This is a genomic window from Mycolicibacterium austroafricanum (genome assembly GCF_902705885.1).
Taxonomy (GTDB): Bacteria; Actinomycetota; Actinomycetes; order Mycobacteriales; family Mycobacteriaceae; genus Mycobacterium; species Mycobacterium vanbaalenii_A.
In genome coordinates this window covers 1-1504 of sequence record NZ_CACSIP010000070.1, presented here as the reverse complement: position 1 = coordinate 1504, position 1504 = coordinate 1, and the positions used below count along the sequence as shown (strand labels likewise).

1 protein-coding gene is annotated in these 1504 nt (G+C 70.4%); it reads left to right on the top strand.

Annotated features, from left to right (window positions below; translation table 11 throughout):
* Positions 1-1504, top strand: a 1504-nt coding sequence (locus tag BEMPMBAN_RS30895; protein ID WP_159235284.1) for an HNH endonuclease signature motif containing protein, incomplete at both ends; no start/stop codon positions are given.

The window sequence follows — 1504 nt, the reverse complement described above, 5'->3', positions numbered from 1 at the left end:
TGTTCGCTGGTGTGGCTGATGACGCGTTGGTGGGTGTGGTCGAGCGGTTGGCGCGGGAGGAAGCGCAGGTGGCGGCGCGGCGGTTGGCGGCGATCGCGGAGTTGGTGGTCCGCACGGTTGATGAGGATGATGAGCGGGCGCGGTGGGCGTTTGATCCGTGGAACCACACTGCGGCGCGGGTGGCTGCAGCGTTGCATGTCGGGCAGCGCCGGGCCTCAGGTCAGATGCGTATCGCAGTCGCGTTGCGGGATCGGTTGCCGCAGGTGGCGGCGTTGTTCTCGCAGGGGTTGATCAGTGCGCGGGTGATTTCGGAGTTGACGTGGCGCACCCAGTTGGTCGACGACGAGGCGCTGATCGCGGTCATCGACGCCGCGTTGGCCGACAAGGCGGTGACGTGGGGGCCGTTGTCGGCGGTGTTGTTGGACCGTGCGATCGATGCGGTGATCGAGCGGTTTGACCCCGAGGCGGTGCTTCGGGCCAAAGAGGTGATCCGGACCCGGGATTTCCACATCGGGGCGTGTGAGGACACCGCCGAGGTCACGGTGGTGTGGGGGCGGTTGTCTGCCGGTGATGCGGCGGCGTTGCGGCGCCGGATCACCGCGATGGTGGCCGGGGTGTGTGCTCAGGATCCGCGCAGTGCCGGGCAGCGGTGGGCGGATGCGGTGGGGGCGCTGGGGCATGGCAACACGGTGTTGGCGTGTCGGTGCGGCGGCCCGCAGTGCCCGGCCGCGGGTGTGGCGCCGGCCTCGGATGTGGCGATCCGGGTGATCGCCGACCAGGCCGCCATCGACGCGGCCCGCACACTGATCGCCGCCGAGGACGCCGACCACGCCCGCTCACAGAACACCCCGCCACCGGACGATGCCGAGCCGCCGCCTCCGGACGATGCCGCGCCGCCTCCGGATGATGCCGAGTCGCCGCCCCGGTTGGTGGATTCGGGAGTGGCGGTGTTGCCGGGGCGCGGGGTGCTTTCAACGCCGGCGCTGGCCGAGGCGATCCGGGGCGGGGCGAAAGTCGCACCGCTGTGGCTGCCCGGCCCCGAGCCCGAACCGCAGTACCGGCCCTCGGCGCGGCTTGCGGAGTTCGTCCGGGTCCGCGACATGTTCTGCCGGTTCCCCGGCTGCGATGTGCCCGCTGACCGCTGCGACATCGACCACGTGAACCCGTGGCCGCTGGGTCCTACCCATCCTTCGAACCTGAACTGCAAGTGCCGAAGCCACCATCTGATGAAGACCTTCTGGGGCGGGCCGGGCGGCTGGACCGACTCGCAGTCCCCGGACGGGACCGTGATCTGGACCGCCCCCGACGGGCGAACCTANACGACCAAACCCGGCAGTCGACTGTTCTTCCCGTCCTGCGACCTCACCACCGCGAACCTGCCACCACCGGGCACAGGTCCGCCTGCCCATCCGGCCCGCACCGCGATGATGCCCCGCCGACGACGCACCCGCGCCGCCGACGAAGCCACACGCATCAAAGCCGAACGCGCACAAAACAACCCGGT